The sequence below is a fragment of the Agrococcus sp. Ld7 genome (genome assembly GCF_045064095.1).
In the GTDB taxonomy this organism is placed as follows: Bacteria; Actinomycetota; Actinomycetes; order Actinomycetales; family Microbacteriaceae; genus Agrococcus.
The window spans coordinates 185,650-204,799 of the sequence record NZ_JBISGY010000037.1 but is presented as its reverse complement, the minus strand read 5'-3'; the positions used below and the strand labels follow the sequence as shown (position 1 = coordinate 204,799).

Annotated in this window: 17 protein-coding genes, 1 tRNA gene and 1 riboswitch; of the genes, 11 read left to right on the top strand and 7 right to left on the bottom strand. The window is 70.3% G+C overall.

What is annotated here, in order from left to right; translation table 11 throughout:
• Positions 1 to 39: 39 nt before the first annotated feature.
• The 3 genes from ACJJVL_RS13400 to ACJJVL_RS13390 all read left to right on the top strand — a co-directional run bounded on the left by ACJJVL_RS13400 (position 40) and on the right by ACJJVL_RS13390 (position 3,286).
• Positions 40 to 1,584 carry an alpha/beta hydrolase gene (locus ACJJVL_RS13400; RefSeq protein ID WP_405219450.1) on the top strand — a complete coding sequence of 515 codons (1,545 nt, stop codon included), beginning with the start codon at positions 40 to 42 and terminating at the stop codon, positions 1,582 to 1,584.
• 248 nt (positions 1,585 to 1,832) lie between these two features.
• Positions 1,833 to 3,044, top strand: a complete 1,212-nt coding sequence (gene fdhA, locus ACJJVL_RS13395) for a formaldehyde dehydrogenase, glutathione-independent (protein WP_405219448.1) — start codon at positions 1,833 to 1,835, stop codon at positions 3,042 to 3,044.
• Positions 3,045 to 3,210: 166 nt separating this feature from the next.
• Positions 3,211 to 3,286: transfer RNA gene (locus ACJJVL_RS13390), tRNA-Thr, on the top strand.
• Positions 3,287 to 3,395: 109 nt separating this feature from the next.
• Here the strand turns inward: ACJJVL_RS13390 and ACJJVL_RS13385 are convergent.
• Positions 3,396 to 3,806: a four-helix bundle copper-binding protein gene (locus tag ACJJVL_RS13385; RefSeq protein ID WP_405219446.1), complete on the bottom strand. Its 411-nt coding sequence runs from the start codon at positions 3,804 to 3,806 to the stop codon at positions 3,396 to 3,398.
• A gap of 291 nt (positions 3,807 to 4,097) precedes the next feature.
• Here ACJJVL_RS13385 and ACJJVL_RS13380 point away from each other — a divergent pair, with 291 nt between their 5' ends.
• From ACJJVL_RS13380 to ACJJVL_RS13365, 4 genes are all read left to right on the top strand, one after another.
• Positions 4,098 to 4,670 (top strand): isochorismatase family protein, encoded by a 573-nt coding sequence (locus tag ACJJVL_RS13380; protein WP_405219444.1) that lies wholly within the window; start codon positions 4,098 to 4,100, stop codon positions 4,668 to 4,670.
• Between the two features lie 163 nt (positions 4,671 to 4,833).
• The gene (locus ACJJVL_RS13375; RefSeq protein WP_405219442.1) at positions 4,834 to 7,008 is read left to right on the top strand and encodes an MMPL family transporter; all 2,175 of its coding nucleotides are present in this window, start codon (positions 4,834 to 4,836) and stop codon (positions 7,006 to 7,008) included.
• Positions 7,009 to 7,189: 181 nt separating this feature from the next.
• Positions 7,190 to 8,659 (top strand): NAD-dependent succinate-semialdehyde dehydrogenase, encoded by a 1,470-nt coding sequence (locus ACJJVL_RS13370; protein WP_405219440.1) that lies wholly within the window; start codon positions 7,190 to 7,192, stop codon positions 8,657 to 8,659.
• 48 nt (positions 8,660 to 8,707) lie between these two features.
• On the top strand, positions 8,708 to 9,214 hold the full coding sequence (locus ACJJVL_RS13365) for a DUF421 domain-containing protein (protein WP_405219438.1): 507 nt from the start codon (positions 8,708 to 8,710) through the stop codon (positions 9,212 to 9,214).
• A gap of 19 nt (positions 9,215 to 9,233) precedes the next feature.
• On the opposite strand, the gene ACJJVL_RS13360 is transcribed toward ACJJVL_RS13365, so the two are convergent.
• Positions 9,234 to 11,018, bottom strand: coding sequence for an ABC transporter ATP-binding protein (locus ACJJVL_RS13360; RefSeq protein ID WP_405219436.1), 1,785 nt, complete (start codon positions 11,016 to 11,018; stop codon positions 9,234 to 9,236).
• Positions 11,019 to 11,072: 54 nt separating this feature from the next.
• On the opposite strand from ACJJVL_RS13360, the gene ACJJVL_RS13355 reads away from it, so the two are divergent.
• The 3 genes from ACJJVL_RS13355 to ACJJVL_RS13345 are packed head-to-tail and all read left to right on the top strand — an operon-like array spanning position 11,073 to position 13,692.
• The gene (locus ACJJVL_RS13355) at positions 11,073 to 12,005 is read left to right on the top strand and encodes an ABC transporter ATP-binding protein (RefSeq protein ID WP_405219720.1); all 933 of its coding nucleotides are present in this window, start codon (positions 11,073 to 11,075) and stop codon (positions 12,003 to 12,005) included.
• Positions 12,002 to 12,874 carry an ABC transporter permease gene (locus ACJJVL_RS13350; RefSeq protein WP_405219434.1) on the top strand — a complete coding sequence of 291 codons (873 nt, stop codon included), beginning with the start codon at positions 12,002 to 12,004 and terminating at the stop codon, positions 12,872 to 12,874. Before ACJJVL_RS13355 ends, ACJJVL_RS13350 begins: the two co-directional genes overlap by 4 nt.
• Complete coding sequence (locus tag ACJJVL_RS13345) at positions 12,871 to 13,692, top strand: ABC transporter permease (protein ID WP_405219432.1); 822 nt, start codon at positions 12,871 to 12,873, stop codon at positions 13,690 to 13,692. The genes ACJJVL_RS13350 and ACJJVL_RS13345 overlap by 4 nt, the downstream gene beginning before the upstream one ends.
• A gap of 11 nt (positions 13,693 to 13,703) precedes the next feature.
• Here ACJJVL_RS13345 and ACJJVL_RS13340 read toward each other — a convergent pair whose 3' ends face one another.
• The 5 genes from ACJJVL_RS13340 to ribD all read right to left on the bottom strand — a co-directional run bounded on the left by ACJJVL_RS13340 (position 13,704) and on the right by ribD (position 17,584).
• A complete protein-coding gene (locus ACJJVL_RS13340; protein ID WP_405219430.1) occupies positions 13,704 to 14,111 on the bottom strand; it encodes a DUF6855 family protein in 408 nt (135 codons plus the stop codon).
• 91 nt (positions 14,112 to 14,202) lie between these two features.
• A complete protein-coding gene (gene ribH / locus ACJJVL_RS13335) occupies positions 14,203 to 14,685 on the bottom strand; it encodes a 6,7-dimethyl-8-ribityllumazine synthase (protein WP_405219428.1) in 483 nt (160 codons plus the stop codon).
• Positions 14,686 to 14,688: 3 nt separating this feature from the next.
• Positions 14,689 to 15,957, bottom strand: a complete 1,269-nt coding sequence (gene ribB, locus ACJJVL_RS13330) for a 3,4-dihydroxy-2-butanone-4-phosphate synthase (RefSeq protein WP_405219426.1) — start codon at positions 15,955 to 15,957, stop codon at positions 14,689 to 14,691.
• Positions 15,954 to 16,568 (bottom strand): riboflavin synthase, encoded by a 615-nt coding sequence (locus tag ACJJVL_RS13325; RefSeq protein WP_405219424.1) that lies wholly within the window; start codon positions 16,566 to 16,568, stop codon positions 15,954 to 15,956. The genes ribB and ACJJVL_RS13325 overlap by 4 nt, the downstream gene beginning before the upstream one ends.
• A complete protein-coding gene (ribD, locus tag ACJJVL_RS13320; RefSeq protein WP_405219422.1) occupies positions 16,568 to 17,584 on the bottom strand; it encodes a bifunctional diaminohydroxyphosphoribosylaminopyrimidine deaminase/5-amino-6-(5-phosphoribosylamino)uracil reductase RibD in 1,017 nt (338 codons plus the stop codon). Before ribD ends, ACJJVL_RS13325 begins: the two co-directional genes overlap by 1 nt.
• Positions 17,585 to 17,632: 48 nt before the next feature.
• Positions 17,633 to 17,777: riboswitch (FMN riboswitch) on the bottom strand.
• Between the two features lie 558 nt (positions 17,778 to 18,335).
• Between ribD and ACJJVL_RS13315 the strand changes: the two genes are divergently transcribed.
• Positions 18,336 to 18,881, top strand: a complete 546-nt coding sequence (locus tag ACJJVL_RS13315; RefSeq protein WP_405219420.1) for a DUF559 domain-containing protein — start codon at positions 18,336 to 18,338, stop codon at positions 18,879 to 18,881.
• Positions 18,882 to 19,150 lie beyond the last annotated feature (269 nt).

Here is a 19,150-nt window from a genome sequence, read left to right as displayed (position 1 = left end):
GCGCGCTCCAGCCATAGCGGCGACCCCTAGCCTGGAAGCATGCATCGCATCCGCCGCGGCCTCGCCGCGCTCGCCGTCGTCGCCGCGTCCGCACTCGGGCTCACAGCGTGCATCCTTCCGCCCTCGCTCCCCGAGGGGCTCGGAGCTCCGCAGTGGGCGCCGACGGGGGAGCAGGTCGCGCCCGAACTGCAGCGCTTCTACGGTCAGGATGTCGCGTGGGACGACTGCGGTGGTGTGTGGTGCGGCACGGTGAGCGCACCCATGGACTGGAACAACCCATCCGCTGACGCCATCGAGCTCGCCGTGACGGTCGCGCCCGCGACCGGAGAGCGTCGGGGTGCGATCCTGTACAACCCCGGTGGCCCCGGCGCATCCGGCGCCGACTACGTCCGCAGCTACGGCGACCAGCTCCTGCACCCGGATGTGCGAGAGCACTACGACCTGGTCGGGTTCGACCCCCGCGGCGTCGGCAGCTCGACGCCCATCTCCTGCTATGACGACCCGCAGGAGTTCTACGACTGGCTCTGGGAGATCCCCGAGGGCCCCGCACCGGAGCCGCTCAGCGACGAGGACCTCGAGGAGCAGCTCGAATCGGCGCAGTGGTTCGCCGACGCGTGCCTCGAGCACACCGGGCCGTTCCTCGAGTTCGTCGGCACCGAGCAGGTGGCGAGCGACATGGATCTCCTGCGGGCGCTGTTCGGCGAGGAGCAGCTCAACTACCTCGGCGTCTCCTACGGCACCCTGATCGGGTCGACGTACGCCGACCTCTTCTCCGAGCGGGTCGGCCGCATGGTGCTGGACGCGGCCGTCGCGCCCGACACGAGCGACTTCGAGGGCACGCTCTTCCAAGCAGCAGGGTTCGAGCTCGCGTACGGCAACTTCGTCGAGGACTGCCTCACGACCGAGGAATGCCCGTTCTCTGGTTCGAAGGCGGATGCGCTGGCGCAGACCCGCGCGCTCCTGGACCAGTTGGCAGACGATCCGATCGCGGTGGCCGACGGGCGCCAGCTAGGATCGAGTGCGCTCTTCATCGCCATCGCTGCCAACCTCTACGCCGAGTGGCAGTGGGGCGGGCTGCAGGAGATCCTGGCAGACGTGCAGGCCGGCAGGGGCGAGACCGCATTCGCCGCCGCAGACGAGTACTACGGCATCAACCCCGACGGCTCGTTCGCGGACAACTCGCTCGAGGCGCTCATCTCGGTGAACTGCCTCGACGCCCCGGCCGTCACCGACTTCGATGAGGTCCGCGCGAACGCCGAGGCGATCATGGCTGCGGCTCCGACCCTCGGGCCGGACTTCGTCGGCGTCGGCAGCTGCGCTGTATGGCCGTTCGAGCCCACGCGCGTGCCGCACGAAATTACCGCGCCCGGCGCCGAGCCGATCATCGTCATCGGGGGGTTGAACGACCCGGCGACCTCCTACCAGCAGTCCGTCGAGCTCGCGGCGATGCTCGAGTCCGGCGTGCTCATCACGGTGGACGCCGAGGGCCACAGCCAGTACAACAACGGCAACCGCTGCGTCGATGCGCCCGTGAACGAGTACTTCCTGACGGGTTCGGCTCCTCCTGCCGATCTGACCTGCTGAGCGATCCGTCGACGCGGCGCACCGGACCGCACCGATCCGCGGTGGGCTACCGGAGTGACGGCGAGAAGTCAACGCTTCCGCACGCACTGCACCGCGCCTAGGCTGACGACTACCTCGCCGTCGCGTGACAGGCAGGGCGCCTCCGCATTCGAAGGACGGCGCACGGCCAGCCGGTGGGGCTGTTCTCTCGTTGCACCCGAGGTCGTGACTTCACGACCTCTGAACTGACTGGGAAGTGAGCAAGCAGTATGTCCGGAAACAAGGCAGTTGCCTACAAGAGCCCCGGCGTCGTGGAAGTCATCGACATCGACTATCCAACGTTCGAGCTGAAGGACGGGCCGGGGGTGAACCCTGACAACGTCGGTCGCAAGGTTCCCCACGGCGTCATCCTCAAGACCGTGGCGACCAACATCTGCGGATCCGACCAGCACATGGTGCGGGGCCGCACCACAGCGCCGGCAGATCTGGTCCTTGGCCATGAGATCACCGGCGAGGTGGTCGAGGTCGGTTCGGATGTCGAGTTCATCAAGGTGGGGGACATCTGCTCCGTGCCGTTCAACATCGCCTGCGGGCGCTGTCGCAACTGCAAGGAGCGCAAGACCGGCATCTGCTTGAACGTGAACCCGGATCGCCCGGGGAGCGCGTACGGCTATGTCGACATGGGCGGCTGGGTCGGGGGCCAGGCAGAGTACGTGCTGGTCCCGTACGCCGACTGGAACCTGCTGAAGTTCCCGGACCGCGATCAGGCCCTGGAGAAGATCATGGATCTGACCATGCTCTCCGACATCTTCCCCACCGGCTTCCACGGAGTCGCGACCGCTGGGGTCACCGTGGGGTCGACGGTCTACATCGCGGGAGCGGGGCCCGTGGGGCTGGCAGCCGCCACCTCTGCGCATCTGCTGGGTGCAGCCGTGGTGATCGTCGGCGACATGAACGCTGATCGGCTGGCAGCGGCGCGAGCATTCGGCTGCGAGACGGTCGATCTCTCCGAGGGCGACCCGGGTGCGCAGATCGAGCAGCTGCTCGGTGTGCCGGAGGTGGACTGCGCCGTCGACGCCGTGGGATTCGAGGCGAAGGGCCACGGCCAGGGCGCCGGGGAAGCCCCGGCGACCGTGCTCAACTCGCTGATGGACATCACCGCCGCCGGCGGCTCCCTGGGCATTCCGGGGCTGTACGTCACGGGTGACCCGGGCGGCACCGATGAGGCGGCGAAGAAGGGATCGCTGTCGCTCAGCCTCGGAACGGGCTGGGCGAAGTCGCTGGCCTTCACCACCGGTCAGTGCCCGGTGATGAAGTACAACCGCGGCTTGATGATGGCGATCCTGCACGACAAGGTCTCCATCGCCAAGAACGTGAACGCGAAGGCGATCTCGCTCGAGGATGCGCCGCGCGGATACGCCGAGTTCGATGCCGGTGCCGCCACGAAGTACGTGCTGAACCCCAACGGCTACCTGGACTGAGCGCTGCGATCGCCGTGTCGCTGTGCTCTGATGTGGCAGCGACACGGCGGCCGGCATCCCGGGTGATCGGCCTGTGGCACCTGCCGCGAGCGGGGCGCGCCTCTCGAGGGTTCGGTTCGGGTCGCACGGTGCGCATGCGCTATGCTCGTTGATCGTGCCTCGGCACGCCGCCTTAGCTCAGTCGGCAGAGCGATTCACTCGTAATGAATAGGTCCGGAGTTCGATTCTCCGAGGCGGCACCACGCAGAACGGCCCCTGATCGGGACTTCCAAGAGGAAGCCGATCCGGGGCCGTTGCGCGTCACTGGCCGCTGCCTCGTCGAGGTTTGCCGGCAATCGGACCGCCGGGGCCTCAGCCGAGCGTCGCGAGCAGACGCTCGCACGCCTGCTCGCAGCGGCGACAGGCCTCCGCGCAGATGCGGCAGTGCTCGTGCATGTCGGCGTGCTGCTCGCATTCCTCGGCGCATGCGCGGCACGCCGCGAGGCACGCCTCGAGCACGGCCCGCATGACCGTCGCGCTGTCGCCGGTGCGTCGCGACAGGATCCGGCCGGTCGCGTCGCAGATGTCGGCGCAGTCGAGGTTCGTGCTGATGCACGCGCGCAGGTCGGGGACCATGTCCTTGGCGAGGCAGGCGTCCGCGCACGCCGTGCACGTCTGTGCGCACGCGAAGCACGCCGCGATGCACTCGGCGAGCGCATTGCGGTCGATGCCTCCCAGGTCCTTCGGATAGGTGTCGAGCATGGCGCTGATGTTGTGGCTCATCGCGTTCTCCTTCCGCTGGACGGCGACGGTGCCGTCGGCGGCCATGGAACCCCCGTGACCTGGGCAGCCCCTGAACGCTGAGCGCGGTACTCGGCGACGGTGAAGGCGGCTGCGGTACCGAATGGTCGTCCTACGGCGGTGTTCGCGACAGCTTGGTACCAGTGCGGAGATGTAGCGGTGGAAGCGCCCGGCACGGCGCCAGTTGCGGTACGAGAAGGGCGCGTCGCCCCAGTGGTCGCGACGACTTGGTGCCGGAGGCTCGGATGGCGCGCTCGGCCGTACGCTGGGGGCATGACTCGCGGCATCCTGATCGTTGACGTGCAGAACGACTTCACCGAGGGCGGCGCGCTCGGCACCGACGGCGGCGCCGCGGTGGCCGCCGCCATCACCGAGCATCTGCGCTCCCACGACTACGCCGTGGTGGCTGCGAGTCGCGACTGGCACGACCCGGACAACGACAACGGGGGGCACTTCGCCGCGGGCGAGCCCGACTTCATCGACACCTGGCCGGTGCACTGCGTCGCCGGCACGGATGGCGCGGAGTACCACCCGGCGCTCGACGTGCTCGCGATCGATGTGCACGTGAAGAAGGGGCAGGGCGAACCGGCGTACTCGGCGTTCGAGGGCACGACCGACGAGGGGGAGACGCTCGCGGAGGTGCTGGAGGAGCAGGACATCGACGAGCTCGATGTGGTCGGCATCGCGACCGACCACTGCGTGAAGGCCTCCGCTCTCGATGCGGCGCTCGCGGGCCTGCGCGTCCGCGTCATCGATCCCCTCACCTCGGCGGTGTCGCCGGCGACGCGCGCGAGCGCGCTCGACGCGATGCGGGATGCGGGCGTCGAGGTCGTGCCGGAGCGCTGACCCCGGTCGCCGGCCCGCCGCCGTCTTTCCACAGGACAGGACGAGGCGAGATGGCGCGATCGAGCGCGGCCCGGCGACGCCTCGTGTTGTTCGGATAGCCATCGACAAGTAGTTTGTCTACATGACGTCGACTCCGACAGCTCCCGCCCGCGATCGTCGGAGCGTGCCCACGTGGCTGCGCGTGCTGATCCCCGTGGTGCTCATCCTGGGCTGGCTCGCCGCGGCTGGCTTCGGCGGCCCGACCTTCGGCAAGCTCTCGACGGTCGTCTCGAACGACCAGACGAGCTTCCTGCCCACCACCGCGGACTCCACCGAGGTGCAGGCGCTGCTGCCTGCGTTCCTGGGCGCCGACGAGGTGCCGGCCATCGTGGTGATCGCGGGCGAGGAAGACCTGGATGCACGCGCGCTCGACAGCATCGCCGCGCTGCAGGAGACGATCACCGGGCTCGACGACGTGGTCGAGACCTCGCCGGTGGTGCCGAGCGACGACGGCGAAGCCGCGCAGATCGTCGCGTTGCTCGACGGCTCGGGGTCGTCGGAGGAGCTCTCCAGTGCGACGGAGGCGCTGCGGGCCGAGGTCGCGGCTGCTGACTTGGGTGAGGGCGTGCAGGCAGCGGTCACGGGCCCTGCCGGGTTCAGCGCCGACATCGGTGCGGCCTTCGCGGGGATCGACGGGATCCTGCTGCTCGTGGCGCTCGGCGCCGTGTTCGTGATCCTCGTGCTCGTCTACCGCTCGCCGCTCCTGCCGGTGCTCGTGCTGTTCACATCGGTGGCCGCGCTCAGCCTCGCGATCCTGATCATCTTCACGCTCGCGCAGGCCGACATCCTGACGCTCAGCGGGCAGACGCAGGGCATCCTCTTCATCCTGGTGGTCGGCGCGGCGACCGACTACGCGCTGCTGTACACCGCGCGCTTCCGCGAGGCGCTCGGCCAGACGCAGTCACGCTGGCAGGCGACGCTCATCGCACTGCGCGGCTCCACCGAGCCCATCGTCGCCTCCGGCGGCACCGTGATCGCGGGCCTGCTCTGCCTGCTGCTGAGCGACCTGGTCTCCAACCAGCAGCTCGGCCCGGTGGCCGCGATCGGCATCGCCACCTCGATCCTTGCGGGGCTGACCCTGCTGCCCGCGCTGCTGCTCGCATTCGGCCGCGTCGCCTTCTGGCCGCTCGCCCCGACGCCCGCGAAGCCGCGCGTCAAGTCCGACGACAAGGGACTCTGGGGCGCCGTCGCGAAGCTCGTGGACCGCCGCAGCCGCACCGTCTGGATCGTCACGGCGCTGGTGCTCGGCGCCGGCGCGCTCGGGCTCACGCAGCTGCAGGCGAACGGCGTGCCCGCGAGCGACTTCGTGGTCGGGGAGTCGGAGGCCCGCGACGGCCAGGAGCTGCTGTCTGCGCACTTCCCGGGCGGCTCCGGCAGCCCCACGCAGATCGTCGTGCCAGAGGCCGAGCAGGACGCGGTCGCCGATGCTGTCGCCGGGGTCGACGGCGTCGAGGGCGTGGCGGTGGCAAGCGAGGACTCGCCGTCCGGCTCCATCCCGCTGCCGGTCGATCCGAGGTCGCCCTTCGCCGCCGCCACGCCCACCGTGGTCGACGGGCAGGTGCTGCTGCAGGCGACGCTCGCGGATGCGCCGGATTCGGATGCCGCGCAAGCGGTCGTGCGCGAGATGCGCGACGCGGTGCGGGGCGAGTCCGCGGCCGCCGTGGTGGGTGGCCCGACGGCCACCGCGATCGACACGAACGACGCGTCGCAGCGCGACCGTGCGCTCATCATCCCGATCGTGCTCGTGGTGATCTCGCTCATCCTCATGCTGCTGCTGCGCTCCGTGATCGCCGCGGTGCTGCTGCTGGCGACGACGGTGCTGTCGTACGGCACCGCGCTCGGCGTTGGCGCGCTCATCCTCACCGCCCTCGGCATCCCGGCGATGGACCCGTCCGTGCCGCTGTTCGCGTTCGTGTTCCTGGTCGCGCTCGGCGTCGACTACAACATCTTCCTCATGACGCGCGTGCGCGAGGAGGTGCTCTCGCTCGGCCACCGGCACGGTGTGCTGCGTGGGCTCCGGGTGACGGGCGGCGTCATCACCTCCGCGGGCGTGGTGCTGGCCGCCACCTTCGCCGCGCTCGGCGTGATCCCGGTGCTCTTCCTGCTGCAGCTCGCGATCATCGTGGCGCTCGGCGTGCTCATCGACACGACGCTCGTGCGCTCCCTGCTCGTGCCGGCGCTCGCCCTCGAGATCGGCCCGAAGACATGGTGGCCGTCGAAGCTCGCCCGTGAGCGGAGCGGGCCGAAGCACGCCGCGGACCGCGAGCCGGATCGCGACCCCGAGGCCGCGAAGGCGTAGCGCCGCCCCCACGCGACCGGCCGAGGGATTCGGCCGCTGGCGAACGACCGGGATGCGCGCCGATCCTTCGTGCTTCCGGCATCCGTCGGCGGATACCCTGGAGCGTGCGATCTGGCGGATCTGCTCGCGATCGGGCCGGATGGACGCACGCAGTGCCCACTTCACCATGCAAGGAGTCCTCATGAGCGCCACCACCGAGACGCAGGTCCTCGACGCGGTCCACGGTCAGCTGTTCGTCGGCGGCGAGTGGATCGACGGCGAGCAGGGCACGATCGACGTGCGCGACCCGGCGACCGGCGACGTGATCAAGCAGATCGCGGATGGCTCGGTCGAGGACGGCGTGCGCGCGCTGGACGCCGCGGTCGAGGCGCAGGAGTCGTGGGGCCGCACGCCCGCCCGCGTCCGCGGCGAGATCCTGCGCAAGGCCTTCGACCTGCTGCAGGAGCGCAAGGAGGAGTTCGCGCTGCTGATGACGCTGGAGATGGGCAAGCCGCTCGCCGAGGCGCGCGGCGAGGTCGCCTACGGCGGCGAGTTCCTGCGCTGGTTCTCCGAGGAGGCGGTCCGCATCGACGGCCGCTACACGATGACGCCAGAGGGCACCGGCCAGATGATCGTCACGCACCGACCGGTCGGCCCGTGCTTCCTCATCACCCCCTGGAACTTCCCGCTCGCGATGGCAACCCGGAAGCTCGCTCCCGCGCTCGCCGCGGGCTGCACCGCCGTCGTCAAGCCCGCAACGCTCACGCCGCTCACCACGCTCGCGCTCGTCGCGCTACTCGAGGAGGCGGGCCTGCCCAAGGGTGTCGTCAACGTCATCACCACGAAGTCGACCGGCGCGCTCTCCGAGCGGCTGCTCGCCGACCATCGCCTGCGGAAGGTCTCGTTCACCGGCTCCACGCCCGTGGGTGTGCAGCTGCTCAAGCAGGCGGCCGACAACGTGCTGAAGTCGTCGATGGAGCTGGGCGGCAACGCACCCTTCGTGGTCTTCGACGACGCCGACCTGGACAAGGCCGTTGAGGGCGCGCTGCTGGCGAAGTTCCGCAACATCGGGCAGGCCTGCACGGCGGCCAACCGCTTCATCGTGCACGAGTCGGTCGCCGACGAGTTCGCGCAGCGGATCGCGGATGCCGTGAAGGCGATGAAGGTCGGCCGCGGCACCGAGGAGGGTGTCACGATCGGACCGCTCGTCGAGGACAAGGCGGTCAAGAACGCCGTGCGGCTCGTCGACGCGGCAGTCAGCGACGGCGCCACGCTCGTCACCGGCGGCAAGGCGATCGAGGGTCCCGGCTCGTTCTTCGAGCCGACGGTGCTCGACGGCGTCGACGCCAGCATGGCCGTTTCGATCGAGGAGATCTTCGGCCCGGTCGTTGCGATCCAGCGCTTCGCCACCGAGGACGACGCCGTGCGCCTGGCCAACGCCACCGAGTACGGCCTGGTCGGTTACGTCTTCACCGAGGACACCAAGCGCGGCCAGCGCATGATCGAGCGCATCGACACCGGCATGATGGGCCTCAACGTGGGCGTCGTCTCGAACGCGGCCGGTCCGTTCGGCGGCGTGAAGCAGTCGGGCCTGGGCCGCGAGGGCGGCGCCGAGGGCATCCACGAGTACCTCGAGACGAAGTACACGCTGATGCCGAACCCCTTCGCCTGAGGGCGGTCCACGCTACGGGGCGGCGCGCCCGCCCCGTAGCGTGATGGCATGTGGTTCGACACCTGGTCAGACATCGCCCGCACGCTGCTGGTCGGGGGTGCTGCGTACGCCGCGCTCATCCTCGTGCTGCGCGTTTCCGGCAAGCGCACGCTCAGCCAGCTGAATGCGTTCGACTTCGTCGTGACGGTCGCGCTCGGCTCGACGCTCGCGACCGTGCTGCTCAGCAGCGAGGTGTCGTGGGCTGAGGGCGTGGTCGCGCTCGCGCTGCTCGCCGGCCTGCAGTTCGTGATCGCCTGGCTGACGACGCGATGGCAGCCGCTGCGCAGGGCCATCACGTCGTCGCCGCAGGTGCTGCTGCGAGACGGGGCGATCGACGGCGATGCGCTCCGAGCTGCGCGGCTGACCGAGGCGGAGGTGCGTCAGGCCGTGCGCTCGAGCGGTGTCGGCGACCTCTCCGACGTCGGGCTCGTGGTGCTCGAGACGAACGGGTCGATCTCGGTCATCGCGGCATCGCGGATGGGGAACGGGTCAGCGCTGCACGATCTGGAGCGCTGAGCTCGCTGGCGCAGGCGTGTCACGCCGCGGGTGCGAGCAGCTGGTGCGCCGCGAGCTCTCGGTAGAGCGGCGACGCGTCGAGCAGCTCTGCGTGCGTGCCGGTGGCGAGCACGCGGCCGCCGTCGAGCACCACGATCTGATCGGCGTCGACGACGGTCGCGAGGCGATGCGCGATGACGAGCGTCGTGCGTCCCTCGCTCGCGACCTCGAGCGCCGTCTTGAGCGATGCCTCGTTGCGCGCATCCAGATTGGCTGTCGACTCGTCGAGCAGCAGGATCGGCGTCGACGCCAGCAGCGCACGGGCGATCGCCAGCCGCTGGCGTTCGCCGCCGGAGAGCAGCACGCCGCCGTCGCCGACCTCCGCGCCGAGCCCCTTCGCCGCCCGCGACACGAGATCGCCGAGGTTCACCGAGTCGAGCGCAGCGAGCAGCTGCTCGTCGGTCGCGTCCGGCGCCCCGAGCAGCAGGTTGTCGCGCAGCGTGCCGGCCAGCACGGGTGCATCCTGCTCGACGTAGCCGATGCGCGCGCGCAGGCTGTCGCGGTCGACGTCCCTGACGTCGACGCCGCCGATGAGCACGCGGCCGTCGGTCGCGTCGTAGAACCGCTCGATGAGGGCGAATGTCGTCGACTTCCCTGCGCCGGATGGGCCCACGAGCGCCGTCCGCGATCCGGCGGGCACCGAGAAGGAGACGTCGGCGAGCACCACTCGCTCATCGTCGGCCGCGGGGTAGGCGAACGTGACGCGGTCGAACGCGACCATGGCCGCACCCTCCTGCGGCACGAGCGCGAGCTCTGCATCCGTCTCCGACTCGGCGGGCAGACGAACGATCTCCTGGATGCGCCCGAGCGCGCCGAGCGCCACGCTCACGGCCGCGATGGCACCCGCGAGCTGCCCGAGCGGCATCACCATGAGGAACAGGAAGAGCAGGAAGCCGACCAGCTGCGAGATCTCGATCTCGCCGGTCGCGACGCGCAGGCCGCCGACACCCAGCACGACGAGGAAGGCGAGCTGCACGGCGACCCCGAGGATGGGGACCACGAACGCCGAGATGCGCGCAACGCGCACACCGGCGTGGAAGGCGTCGCCGGAGCGCGCGCCGACCTCGCGCACCTCGCGCTCGGTGGCACCGGCCGCGCGCACGGTGCGCACTGCGCTGATCGCACGCTCGAGCGCACTGGTGAGATGCCCCACCTGCTCCTGCGCCTTGCCGGAGGCGCGGCTCAGCAGCGGCATGACCACGAGCATCGCAACGATCGCGACCGCCAGCACCAGCACCGACAGCCCGAGCAGCAGCGGATCGATGATGAGCATCGCGATGATCGCGCCGACGAGCGTGAGCACGCCGCCGACCGACTCGACGAGGCCCTGCGTGAGCACCGCACGCAACAGGGTGGTGTCGCTGCCGACGCGGCTCACGAGGTCGCCGACGCGCCGCTGGTCGAACTCGGCGATCGGCAGGTGCAGCATGCGCGCGACGAGCGTGCGCCGGGTGCGCAGCACCACGTGCTCGCCGAGCACCTGCAGCAGGAAGTGCTGGAAGCCGTCGGTGACGGCGCCGACGATCACCACCGCGACGAGCACCCACGGCAGCCACGCCAGCGGCTCTGATTGCTCCACTCGGGCGATCAGCGCCTGTGCCAGCGCCGGCTGCGCGAGCGCGAACGCCGCACCGACCACCGACAGCGCGATCGCACCGGCCAGCAGCCCCTTCTTCGGGAACAGATAGGGGAGCAGCTCGCGCACGCTCGCGCGCGGGCCATCATCCTGTCGCCGCCTGCCGAACATCCCTCGTCGCTCGCTCATCGCATCCATTCTCTCGCGTCTGGGCGGGTGCCGGTGACGACGGCAGTAGCATCGATGATCGTGCCAGCACCTGTCATCGAGGCCAAGGGCCTCACCAAGCGCTACGGCGACTTCACCGCGGTCGACGGCATCGACTTCGCGATCCAGCCGGGCGAGGCCTTCGGCTTTCTGGGGCCGAACGGCGCAGGCAAGTCGACGACCATGCGCATGATCGCGGCCACCTCGACGCGCACGGCGGGCGAGCTCAGCGTGCTGGGCTTCGACCCGGCCGACCACGGCCCCGAGATCCGAGCGCAGCTCGGCATCGTGCCGCAGGCCGACCAGCTCGACGAAGAGCTGCGCGTGATCGACAACCTCATCATCTACGGCCGCTACTTCGGCCTGCCGCTGCCGTACGTGAAGCGTCGCGCCGAGGAGCTGCTGGAGTTCGCGCAGCTCACCGAGAAGCGCAAGGCGCGCGTCGACGGCCTCTCCGGCGGCATGAAGCGGCGCCTGACCATCGCGCGCGGCCTCATCAACAGCCCGAAGGCCATGCTGCTCGACGAGCCCACCACGGGCCTCGACCCGCAGGCCAGGCACGTGCTGTGGGATCGCCTCTTCCGGCTGAAGGAGGAGGGGACGACGCTCGTGCTCACCACCCACTACATGGATGAGGCCGAGCAGCTGTGCGACCGGCTGGTGGTCGTCGACAAGGGCACGATCGTCGCCGAGGGCAGCCCCGCGTCGCTGATCCGTCAGTACTCGACGCGAGAGGTGCTGGAAGTGCGCTTCGGCTCCGCGCACAATGAGGCGGCGGCAGAGACGATCCGGGGGATCGGGAGTCGCATCGAGGTGCTGCCCGACCGGGTGCTGGTCTACGACGACGACGGGGAGGCGGCGATGGGCGCCGTGCACGAGCGCGGTCTCAATCCCATCACCTCGCTCGTGCGCCGCTCGAGCCTCGAGGATGTCTTCCTCAGGCTCACGGGAAGGTCGCTGATCGAATGAGCGGCAGCACGACCGGGCGCGCGACCGCGGCGACCGGCACGATGGACGCGGAGGGCGTCGACCACGCGCTCGTCGCCCGTCGCTCGCGCACCTGGGGCTGGTGGTTCGTCGCCGAGCACCGGATTCGGGCGATGCGCTCCTACGTGGCGTCGTGGATCGCGATCAGCGTCGGCTCCCCGTTCCTGTTCCTGCTGGGGCTGGGCCTCGGCCTCGGCCTCCTGGTCGACGCGAACCAGGGCGACCAGGGTGTCGACGGCGTGCCCTACCTCGTCTTCATCGCTCCGGCGCTGTCGATGGCGACGGCCATGCAGACGGCCGCGCAGGAGAACACCTACGGCGTCTTCGGCGGCTTCAAGTGGTTCCCGATGTTCTTCGCCATGAACGGCACGCCCATCGGCGCCGCGCAGATCGTGCTCGGGTTCCAGGTCTCGGTGCTCGTGCGGGTGCTGCTGCCGCTCGCGGCGTTCTCGACCGTGATGGTGATCTTCGGGATCGGTGACGCGCTCGGTGCGCTGCTGCTCATGCCCATCGGCCTGCTGCTGGGCGCCGCCGTCGGCTTCGCGGTGATGGCGTGGGTGTCGACGCAGACGGAGGACCGCGGGCAGCTCTCGTTCGTCGAGCGCTTCGTCGTCGTGCCGCTGACGCTCTTCTCCGGCACCTACTTCCCGCTCGAGACGCTGCCGTGGTTCCTGCACTGGATCGGCTGGATCTCGCCGCTCTGGCATGCAGCAGAGCTCGGCAGGGCCGCGCTCTACGGCGCACAGCTGGCGCCCGCGATGGCGCTCGTGCACGTCGGCTACCTCGCGCTGCTGGCGGCGCTCACGTGCTGGCTCTCCATCCGCACCTTCCGCAGGAGGCTCGACAAGTGACCGAGCTGCTGCAGGCCCCCGCGCCCACGATCCGCGGCCCGTTGCGCGGCATCTACGCCGGCAACACCCGCTCGGTCGTCATGCGCGGACTCCAGGTGATGGCGCGCACCAACTGGGTGGTCGTGCTCACCGGCTTCTTCGAGCCGGTGTTCTACCTGCTCTCCATGGGCGTGGGGCTCGGCGCGCTCATCGGCAGCGTCGAGTTCTACGGGGTGGATGTCGAGTACGCCGCCTACATCGCACCGGCGCTGATGGCCGTGAGCGCCATGAACGGTGCCGTCTACGACTCGACGATGAACGTCTTCTTCAAGATGAACTTCGCCAAGCTCTACCAGCAGATGCTCTCGACGTCGCTCGGCCCGCTCGATGTGGCGCTCGGGGAGATCCTGCTGGCGCTGTTCCGCGGCCTGCTCTATGCCAGCGGCTTCATGGTCGTCACGACGCTCATGGGGCTGAACCTGTCGTGGACCGCAGTGCTGGCGATCCCGGCGGCGCTCATCATCGCGTTCGGCTTCGCCTCGTTCGGCATGGCCATCACGAGCTACATGAAGACCTTCCAGCACCTGGACTACGTCTACTTCCTGATGATGCCGATGTTCCTGCTCTCGGCGACCTTCTTCCCGATCGAGGTGTACCCGCAGGGACTGCAGTGGGTGATCCAGGCGATGCCGCTGTGGCACGGCGTCGACATGATCCGGCAGCTGACGACGGGCCTCATCCAGCCGTCGATCTGGCTCCACCTGCTCTACTTCGCGGTGATGATCGTCGCGGGCCTGTGGTTCACGACGGTGCGGCTGCGAGCGCTCTTCCTGCGCTGACGGGGGCTGGCTCAGATCGCTCGGACGCTGTTGTTCCGGGCCTCATGCGTCAGCTCGACGAGGCCGAGCGCTTCCAGCAGCGGGGGCAGGTAGACGCCGAATCGGCCGCGGTAGCCGTTCCGCAGGCCGTACCAGCCGCCGCGAGGGTTGGTCTCTGCGCGGCCCCATGCCTCGACGGAGCCCTCGGGCGGCGCCTTCTTCTCGTCGGTGCCGCCGAGCGGCATCCAGTCGCCGTGCGCCTGCAGCGTCGCGTGCAGCTCGTCGATGGCGCGCGCGTCGTAGGTCAGTCGCGTCGAGCCGACCTGGCAGACGAGCTGCGGGGGATCCGACGTCTCGTCGCGGTACATCGTGTACTCCGATGTGCCCGGAGCCGTGCGGAGCGGCCACGGATCATCCTTCGTTCCGCTTCCAGCGGCCATGACCCACCTCCTCATCGAGTCGTCGGATCGTCACCGTAGCCGATCGTGCGACGCCTCGCCATGCGGCATCTGCACCACCGCAGTGTCCGCCTCAGCGCGCGTGCGAGCGCAGGCTCCTGAGTGCCAGCGCGGCCTCCACGACGGCCTCGGCCGCCTCGCGGCCCTTGTCCTCCTTCGACCCGGGCAGGCCCGCTCGGTCGAGTCCCTGCTGCTCGTCATCGAGCGTGAGCACGCCGAAGCCGACCGGCTTGCCGGTGCGCACCGCGACCTCCGTGAGGCCCATCGTGGCCGCCTCCGACACGTACTCGAAGTGCGGCGTTCCCCCGCGGATGATGACGCCGAGCGCGACCGCGCCATCGAAGTCTGCCTCGAGCGCCGCCTGCACGACGACCGGCAGCTCGAACGAGCCGGGCACGGGCAGCTCGGTCACCTCCGCCCCCATCTCGGCGAGCGCGCGGCGGGCGCCCCCGAGCAGCCCGGTCGCGATCCGCTCGTGCCAGCGGCCGTGGACGATCGCGATCCGCATGCCGGTCGCGTCGAGCGACGAGCCCTCCGGACGTCCTGCTCCAGCCATGGTTCAGCCCTCTCCCTGTTCGTCGTACGTGGCGATGCGCTCCGGCAGGCGATGGCCCATCCGGTCTCGCTTGGCCTCGAGGTAGCGCTCGTTGTGCGAGCCGACGCCGACGAGCAGCGGCACAAGCTCCGCGACCTCGACACCGTGCCGCTCCAGTGCATCGCGCTTGAGCGGGTTGTTCGAGAGCAGGCGGATCGAGCGCACGCCCTGCTGCCGGATGATGGCAGCGGCGGCCCCGTACTCGCGGGCGTCGGCGGGCAGTCCCAGTGCCAGGTTCGCATCCAGCGTGTCGAGGCCGTCCTCCTGCAGCTTGTAGGCACGCAGCTTGTTGATGAGGCCGATGCCGCGCCCCTCCTGGCCGCGCAGGTAGACCACCATGCCGCCTCCGCTCTGCTGGATCTGCTGCAGCGCATCATCGAGCTGGGGTCCGCACTCGCACTTGAGCGAGTGCAGCGTCTCGCCCGTCAGGCACTCGGAGTGCACGCGCACGAGCGCGCCATCGCCGAGAGCATCGCCCGCGATGATGGCGACGTGGTCGGCGCCGGTCTGGCGGTCGCGGTAGGCGGCGATGCGGAAGACGCCGAACCGTGTCGGCACCGTGGTCTCGACCTCGAACGAGACGCGCGCCGACTCCTCGTTCGCGCCGCTGCACGCGGTCGGCAGGCCACCCGCGTCGAGGTAGTCGATCAGGTCGGCGATCGTGACGACCGGCAGGTCGTGCTCCTCGCCGAAGGCCAGCAGCGACGGCAGCCGGCGCATCTCGCCGGCATCCTCGACGAGCTCGCCGATGACGCCCACGGCCGAGAGGCCCGCGAGCTGCATGAGCTCGACCGCGGCCTCGGTGTGGCCGGGCCGGGTGCGCACGCCCCCCGCGACCGCCCGCAGCGGCACGATGTGGCCGGGCCGGCGCAGGCTGGATGTGTCGGAGCCCGGATCGGCGAGCACACGCAGCGTGTGCGCGCGGTCGTCTGCAGAGATGCCGGTGGTCGAGCGGTCGGCGGCGTCGACGGTGATCGTGTACGCGGTCTGCCGCTCGTCCTCGTTGTCGAGCACCATGAGCGGCAGGCCGAGGTCATCGGCGCGCTCCGCCGTGAGCGGCGCGCAGAGGTAGCCGGAGGTGTGGCGCACCATGAACGCGATCCACTCGGAGGTCGCGAGCTGCGCCGACATGATGAGGTCGCCCTCGTTCTCGCGCCCTTCGTCGTCGACGACGATGACGGGCTTGCCCTCCCGGAGGGCGGTGAGGGCGACGTCGATGGTGGTGATGCTCACGGCTTGGCCTCCAGCTGCAGCATGCGCTCGACGTGCCGAGCGACGATGTCGGTCTCGATGTTGACCCTGTCGCCCGCCGCCCGGAAGCCGAGCGTCGTGGCGGCGAGGGTCTCGGGGATGAGCGAGACCTCGAACCACTGCGCCGTCTCGTCGGCCGGGCTCACGGCTGAGACGGTGAGCGAGATGCCGTCGATCGCGATCGAGCCCTTCGTCGCGACCAGTCGCGCGAGTGAGGGGTCCAGCGAGCATCGCACCGTGCGCTGCCCGTCGCCGTCCGTGACCGAGAGCACCGTCGCGGTGCCGTCGATGTGCCCCTGCACGATGTGGCCGCCCAGCCGGTCGCCGACTGCGGCGGCACGTTCGAGGTTGACGAGATCGCCGACCGTGCGGTCGCCGAGCGTGGACATGTCGACCGAGATCTGCATGACGTCGGCGGTGAACGCATCCGCCGTCTGCTCCACGACCGTCAGGCACAGTCCGTTGACGGCGATGGAGTCGCCGTGCGCGGCGTCGCTCACGGCGAGCGGTCCGCGGACCGTGAGGCGCCACGCCTGGCCATTGCGCTCGAGCGAGATGATCTCGCCGAGCTCTTCGATGATGCCGGTGAACACTACTGCTCGCTCTCTGTCGAGGCCTCGACCAGGAGGTCGCTGCCGAGCTGCTCGAGCCGCGTCACCGTGAGGCGGCGCTGCTCGTCGATCGTCCCGACGCCCAGGTCGTCGAGGGCGGTGCGCGGTCCTCCCAGGAGGGTGGGCGCGACATAGACGGTGAGGCGGTCGGCGAGCCCGGCGCGGATGAACGCGCTCGCAAGCGTCGGGCCGCCCTCCACGTACAGGGTCTGGATGCCGTCGGCGGCCAGGCTGCGCAGCTCGCGCTCCAGGTCGTGGCCGGCCGTGCGGATGCCGCGCGGGTGGTGCCGCAGCGCGGCGTCCGCAGGAATCGCGCGATCACCGAAGACGACCGGCACAGGCTGCGGGGCGTCGTCGACACCCGGTACGCGGGCGGTGAGCCGGGGGTCATCGGCGAGCACCGTGCCGGTGCCGACGGCGATGGCGTCATGTGCGCTGCGCTCGCGGTGCACGTGCGCGCGGGCGTCGGCACCGGTGATCCAGCGGCTGCTGCCGTCGGCCGCCGCGGCACGGCCGTCGAGCGACTGCGCCCACTTCACGGTCACGCGCGGGCGACCGGTGCGCTGCACGAAGAGCCAATCGCGGATGAGCGCTTCGCCCTCGGCCTCGTCCAGGCGAGCCACATCGACGCCGGCGCTCCTGAGGCGGTCGCTGCCGCCGCACGAGCGCTCGCCCGGATCATCGACGGCGTAGACGACCCTGGCGACCCCGGCTTCGAGCAGCGCGACCGCGCACGGACCGGTGCGGCCGGTGTGGTTGCAGGGCTCCAGGGTCACGATCGCGGTGGCACCCCTCGCTTCGCCCGGGAGGAGGTGCGACAGGGCGTCGGTCTCGGCGTGCGCGGTGCCCGCGCCTCGGTGGTGGCCCTCGGCGAGCGTGCGGCCGTCGGGCGCGAGAATGACGGCGCCCACCTGCGGATTGAGACCGCGGGGCCCGAACAGCGCGAGCGTTCGAGCGCGCGCCATCGCTGCGCGCTCTGCTGCGGTGATCCCCGACATCCGTTCCTCTCCGAACGCGCGCGGGGATGTGCGGGGTCGCTCGCGACCCCACGTGCGCCTCTCCTCCGGACTCTCACCGTCGGTGCTGGAATTCCACCAGCTCAACCGATCATCGCTGCTCGTCGAGACGCAGGATGCTCGGGTCGCGGACTCTCACCGCCGGTTCAGACTTGCACTGACCCCGGGCACGTTGCTCTGCCAGCCTACAACTCGCGCGACCACCCGCCCATTCCCGCTGCCGCCGCCGCTTCTGGCAGCGGCTCGCACAACGCAAGCTCGCGAGCCGATCCACCAGGCCCGCCCGAGAGCGAACGCCCCGACGCCGCTGTTCCGGGGCGCAGGGCTTGCGTTGTGCGCGAGCGATCAGCGACGGCGTTGTCCACAGCCACGCCGACACGTGCCCCGGGCGAGCGAGGGAGCGCGCATCCTGCTGCGTGTGTCGACGCTACGACCGCTGCGCCAAGGCTCAACCCGGATCGATGAGTACCGGGAGCTGCGCGCGCAGGGCATCAACCGAGCCGAGATCCAGGATGCGCTCGCGCTCGGGCGCGTCGAGCGTGCTCGCCGGGATGTGTACGTCCACCAACCGGCGTCCGAGCCCCTCATGCGGGCGCTGCGAGTCGGTGGGCGTCTGGCTTGTTCGTCTGCTGCCGAGGAGCTCGGCCTCTGGGTGCCTCGAGACGGTCGCTTGCACGTGCACGTGTGGGATGGCTCCACGCGACTTCGAGACCCGGGCGATCCTGCTCGACGCTTGACGAGTCGCGGCGGCTTGGTGCTGCACTGGTGGGATCTCGACACGTCGGACGGCACCCGATGCTCGACCTCGGCGGCGTCGGCAGTGCGATGCATCGCGCAGTGCTTCGGCATCGAGGATGCCATCCGCGTCGGCGACTCCGCGCTGCAGCGACGACTCGCGACGCGGGCAGACCTGCGCGCCGCCCTTGCGGGGATGACCTGGCTGGAGGCGCCCGCCATCGACGCACTCAACGCTCTCTGCGGCTCGGGCTACGAGACCGACGCGAAGCTCCTGCTGCTCGAAGCGGGCCTGCAGTTCGAGCAGCAAGTGGCGATCCCGGGCGTCGGCCGCGTCGACTTCGTCGTCGGCGGCTGCGTGATCATCGAGATCGACGGGCGTGAGACGCACGAGCGCACCTTCGAGGACGACCGGGCTCGGGATGCCGCCGCGCTGCTGCAGGGATACCTCACGGTGCGACTGTCGGCGCACTGGCTGTCCCGCAACCCCCGAGCGTTCATCCCGGCCGTGCATGCTGCGCTGAGGCTGCACCCGCACGGCTGAGCCTCGGCACCGGCGTCCGGCCCGAACGGTCGCCCCGAGCGTCCGCAGCCGCCAGCCGACAGCCGGCACGCCATCCGGAGCGCCGGCACCGCCACCCAACACATCGCGCCGGCACCGCCACCCAACCCATCGCGTCGGCACCGCCACCCAACCCATCGCGTCGGCACCGCCACCCCACCCATCGCGCCGGCACGCCACCCCAACTACCGCGCCGGCACAACGCAAGCTCTGGTGAGACATGTCGCGGCGGAAGCGGCATGAGCCACGCG